Below are 4,648 nucleotides of genomic sequence, written 5' to 3'. Positions count from 1 at the left end.
CGCCGCCCGCGCCCGAGACCGGCCCGATCCGCGCCGTGCCCGGCCCGCAGGCCGAATGGTTCACGCCCGAGGCGATGGCGCGCTTTTTCGACAGCGACTACCGCGTCGGGGCCGAAACCGACCGCATGGGAATGCGGCTCGAAGGCCCCGTGCTTGCCCATTCCGAGCGCGGCGCCGACATCATCTCGGACGGCATCGCCCCCGGCGCAATCCAGGTGCCGGGCAGCGGCCAGCCCATCGTGCTTCTGGCCGATGCCCAGACCACGGGCGGCTATCCCAAGATCGCCACCGTGATCGGCGCGGACCTGTCGCGGCTCGCGCGCCTCGCGCCGGGCGACCTGCTGCGCTTTCAGGCCGTCACCGTCGAGGAAGCCGAGGAGGCGGCGCGCGCCCGGCGCGCGGCGCTCGACCGCATGGCCCAAGACATCGTCGCCGCCGGTGCGGGCCGGATCGATCGCCGCGCTCTCTGGAGCGCCAATCTCGTGAGCGGCGCGGTCGACGCGCTCTGCCCCGATCATTTCCCGCACCATCCGGAGCCGAAGGAGCACCCGTGAAGATCAACCTCAACGCCGATCTCGGCGAAAGCTTCGGCGCCTACAGCATCGGCAACGACGCCGGGCTGCTCGGTGTCGTCGGTGCCGCCAACATCGCCTGCGGCTTTCATGGCGGCGATCCGGTGGTGATCTCGCGCGCCATCCTGCGGGCCAGGGAAACCGGCGCCAGCATCGGCGCGCATCCGGGCCATGCCGACCTGCAGGGCTTTGGCCGCCGGGCGATCGCGCTCGCGCCAGAGGAACTGCGCATGTCGGTGATCTACCAGGTCTCGGCGGTGGCGGGCATGGCCCGCGCGCTGGGGCATCCCATCACCCATGTCAAACCGCATGGCGCGATGAACAATCAGGCCTGCGCCGACCGCGCCATGGCCGACACCATCGCCCGCGCCGTGGCCGAAACCGACCCCGGTCTCATCCTGCTCGCCCCGGCGCTGTCGGAACTGGCGGCGGCGGGGGAGGCGGCGGGGCTGACCGTCGCGCTCGAGATCTTCGCCGACCGGACCTACGAGCCCGATGGCAGCCTGACGCCGCGCAGCCGCCGCGGATCGGTGCTGCATGGCTCGGACGAGGCGCTCGCACATGTCAGGCGCATGATCAAGGCGGGCGGCATCGTCACCCGCACGGGCGAGGTGCTGCCAACGCCGTTCCATTCGATCTGCGTGCATGGCGACGGGCCGGAGGCGCTTGGCACGGCCTCGGCGCTGCGCGAGGCGCTCGCAAACTGGGGGCACGAGCCGGTCGACCTTCCCGCCGCCCTGCGCGGCGCGTGACGGCAGGCGGCGCGATCGGCTCTCCCTAGCCGTGGCTAGACACGGGCCGCGCCAGGTTCCCAGCCGCGTCGAACGCCATCGGCCGGGGATCGCCGAGCACCTCGATGCCCGGATCGGCCATGGCCTCGGGCAGTAGCGCCTCGGAGATCAGGATCTCCTCGAGATGCAGCGTGTTGGCGAGGCGCACCATGCGCAGCCCGCCCGGCCCCTGGGCGTTGCAGGTCTTGATCGCGACGCGGATCGCGTCCCTGTCGTTGTCGAGGATCATCGGGATGCGCGCCCCGGCGAGCACCGTCGAGGTGATGCAGTTGGCGTAGGTGGAGGGGAAGTCGATCCTGTCGAACAGGCGCCGCGTGCAGACATCGGCCAGCCCGATGCCGGTCGCGTTGCCGCCGCCGTTGTCGCTCAGGTCGAGCACCGCCATCTTTCCGACCTCCTGGCTCGTCCGCACATAGGGGGTGGTCGCGCGGCCGGTGATGTTGGGGTCCATGCCGGTGCCGGAGAATTCCTTGCCCATCCTGTCGATCACCAGCACGTCGAGCGGGCGAAACCGGATGCGGGGCATGTTGGCGCGGGCCATGGCCAGAAGCTCGGGCTCACGCTCGAGGATGCGCTCGCCCGGCACGGCCTCGATCAGGGCCGGCTTGTCATAGGCGTTCTCGACCGTGGCCAGCCCGAACAGCACCGGCGCATGCGCCAGCTTGAAGCGCGCCATCTCGATCACGTGCTCGGCCATGGTGCCGAAGCCGTAGGCATGGCAGCTCTCCGCGCCCCGCTGCTTGCCGAGGCCGATGGTGATCATCTTGGCGAGCCCGCTTTCGATCGTGCCGCTGAAGCTGGTGTGCGGCTTGATGCGGTTGATGACCACGATGCCGTCGGCGGCCATCGCCGCGCTGTCCATGTAGATCGGCAGGCCGCCCGGCAGGCGGCCCATCTCGACCGTCTCCATCGACGAGCGGATCGGGCAGCCGGCGCTTTCTTCCGTCACGCCGAGCTTTGCCAGAAGCGCGGTCTGCCCTTCGGCCGTCGCGCCGCCATGGCTGCCCATGGCCGGCACGATGAACGGCCGCGCGCCATGGGCTTCGAGCGCCGCGATCGTCGCGCGGACCAGCCTCGGCAGCTCGGCCACCCCCCGGCTGCCGACACCGACCGCGACGCTCATGCCCGGACGCAGGCGCGCGGCAATCTCGGGCCGCGCGATCTCGCCGCGGACCACGGCGGCGACATCACCGATCCGCTCATCGGCAAAGAGCTGCCGCACCGGCAGCATGCGCGGCAGGGCGACCGTCGCGACCAGCTCGTCGATGATGTTCATGTAAAGCCTCGCTGTGCTGGGCCCGCCCCGGCGCGGGGCGGTCGGTCCTATTGGAAACGTGCCTGCCAGAGCGCGATATAGCGGTCCTTGGCCGGGGAGAGATGATCGCGGCAGGCCGCGACGAGCCGCGCGCGGTCGCCGTCGGCGCTGTGGCCATGGGATCGATCGGGAATGCTCACCTTGTCCGCCTCTCGCGATGTTGACGCCGGTCTGGTCGCCAAGCTGTAGCAGCCCGCCTGCCCCGCTTCAAAAGCCATCGTCACGTCTTTCGCGCGGCGGCGTCGCGCGTGCCGCGACGCAGCTTGCGACACAGCCCCGCGACGCCGCCGAAGACCGGCGTGGCCTGCAGGATCGACAAGAGCGCGATGCCCAGAAGCACCGCCGAGATCGGGCTGTGCAGGAAGATCATCGAGTCGCCCTGGCCGATCAGCAGGCTCTGTTCGAGGCTGGCGTCGAGGATCGGGCCGAGGATCAGCCCGATGACCAACGGCGGCGTCGGTATCTTGCAGGCGTCGAGCGCGAAGCCGAACAGGCCGAAGCCGAGCATCAGCCAGATGTCGAAGAGCGAGTTGTTGAGTGCATAGGCCCCGATCACCGACAGCACCACGATCGATCAGGGCGACGGTGAATTCGACCCCGCCGAACAGGTTGAGATTGCCGAAGGTGAAGCGCGGCGTGCCGGTCGTCGGGTCCATGCCGATCATGCCGATCAGCAGGCCGAGCGCGCCCGACATCAGCCCCAGCACGGTCGAGCCCTGCGAGAGCGATGATGGTGATGCCCAGCACCGCGATGGCAAAGATCTCCACCGGGCCGAAGTTGAGCACAAGACGCCCCAGCATCGGCGCCACCGTGAGCAGCACCACCGCGGAGACGAGCCCGCCGACCAGCGAGGCCGAGAGCGAATAGCCAAGGGCCCTGCCCGCATGGCCCGCCCGGGCCATCGGATAGCCGTCGACCACGGTGGCGGCGGCGGCGGGGGTGCCGGGCGCGCGCCGCAGGATGGCGGCGATCGAGCCGCCGTACATCGCCGAGAGATAGAGCGAGGCCAGCAGCGCGAGGCCGGGCGATCACGCTGCATGTCGCCGAGGAGGTGCTGGCCGAGCGGCGCGAGGGGCTGGTGCCGCCCGCGCATCCGGGCTCGGATCGCGGCTATCGCAAGCTCTTTCTCGAAACGGTCACCGAGGCCGACAAGGGCTGCGATTTCGATTTCCTCGTGCCCGCCGCAACCGCGACGACGGACGGCTAGAGGGGCGGCGCCGCCGGGCGGCGCCGAATGCCCCTTGGCGGCGGGGTACACGGGGGCTAGCCATTACGCCGGGCCATTACGCCGGGGAGGACACGGGATGAGACTGCACCGATCGTCAGGTCCGATCGCGGGCCGGGTGCCGCGGGCCCTGCACGAGGTCCGCGCATGAGCCGCCACATGCACATCGACGCGCTCGGCGGGCTGTCGGGCGACATGTTCGCCGCCGCCATGCTCTCGGCCCTGCCCGAGGCCGCCGAGCGCCTGCGCGCCGATCTGCACGACGCCGGTCTCGACGAGCATGTGGCGCTCGACATCGCCGAGATCCGCAAATCGGGCTTCGCGGCGACACAGCTCAGCTTCGACATCGCGGCAGAGGCCCCGCCGACGCATCACTGGTCCGACATCCGGCGGATGATCGAAGCCACCGCCCTGCGCGCCCCGGTCAAACAGGCCGCCATCGCCATCTTCACCGGGCTGGCCGAGGCCGAAGCCGCCTGCCACGGCATCGCGGTGGAGCGCGTGCATTTCCACGAGATCGCGGATTGGGATTCCATCGCCGACATCATCGCCGCCGCCTCGCTGATCGACAGCGCCGGCGCGGCGAGCTGGTCGTGCTCGGAGCTGCCGCTCGGTGGGGGCCGCGTGCGCACACAGCACGGCCTGATCCCGGTGCCGGTCCCGGCCACCGCCCATCTTCTCACCGGGTTCCGCTTTGTCGATGACGGCGTGGCGGGCGAGCGGGTCACCCCGACCGGCGCGGCC

Annotated in this window: 7 protein-coding genes and 1 pseudogene; 4 read left to right on the top strand and 4 right to left on the bottom strand. The window is 70.7% G+C overall.

Annotated elements, in window-relative coordinates; genetic code table 11:
• Positions 1-554, top strand: a 554-nt coding sequence (locus NHG85_RS07945; RefSeq protein WP_502213720.1) for a 5-oxoprolinase subunit C family protein, incomplete at its 5' end; no start/stop codon positions are given.
• A complete protein-coding gene (locus tag NHG85_RS07940; protein ID WP_253331359.1) occupies positions 551-1,324 on the top strand; it encodes a LamB/YcsF family protein in 774 nt (257 codons plus the stop codon). The genes NHG85_RS07945 and NHG85_RS07940, both read left to right, overlap by 4 nt.
• Positions 1,325-1,349: 25 nt before the next feature.
• Here NHG85_RS07940 and NHG85_RS07935 read toward each other — a convergent pair whose 3' ends face one another.
• The 4 genes and pseudogenes from NHG85_RS07935 to NHG85_RS07925 form a co-directional block, all read right to left on the bottom strand.
• Positions 1,350-2,639, bottom strand: a complete 1,290-nt coding sequence (locus NHG85_RS07935) for a nickel pincer cofactor-dependent isomerase, group 22 (RefSeq protein WP_253331357.1) — start codon at positions 2,637-2,639, stop codon at positions 1,350-1,352.
• A 47-nt stretch (positions 2,640-2,686) separates the two neighbouring features.
• Entirely contained in the window at positions 2,687-2,818 is a 132-nt protein-coding gene (locus tag NHG85_RS19690; protein WP_256500233.1) for a hypothetical protein, read from the bottom strand.
• An 80-nt stretch (positions 2,819-2,898) separates the two neighbouring features.
• On the bottom strand, positions 2,899-3,243 hold the full coding sequence (locus NHG85_RS07930) for a tripartite tricarboxylate transporter permease (protein WP_253331355.1): 345 nt from the start codon (positions 3,241-3,243) through the stop codon (positions 2,899-2,901).
• Between the two features lie 67 nt (positions 3,244-3,310).
• Positions 3,311-3,665: pseudogene (locus NHG85_RS07925) on the bottom strand (tripartite tricarboxylate transporter permease); the annotation flags it as partial.
• Between the two features lie 65 nt (positions 3,666-3,730).
• Between NHG85_RS07925 and NHG85_RS07920 the strand changes: the two are divergent.
• Positions 3,731-3,886, top strand: a complete 156-nt coding sequence (locus NHG85_RS07920) for a hypothetical protein (RefSeq protein WP_253331352.1) — start codon at positions 3,731-3,733, stop codon at positions 3,884-3,886.
• A gap of 165 nt (positions 3,887-4,051) precedes the next feature.
• A partial coding sequence (gene larC, locus NHG85_RS07915) for a nickel pincer cofactor biosynthesis protein LarC (protein ID WP_253331350.1) occupies positions 4,052-4,648 on the top strand: 597 nt, incomplete at its 3' end.

This window comes from Limimaricola litoreus, assembly GCF_024159025.1.
Classification (GTDB): domain Bacteria; phylum Pseudomonadota; class Alphaproteobacteria; order Rhodobacterales; family Rhodobacteraceae; genus Limimaricola; species Limimaricola litoreus.
This window is presented reverse-complemented; position numbering and strand designations above follow the sequence as displayed.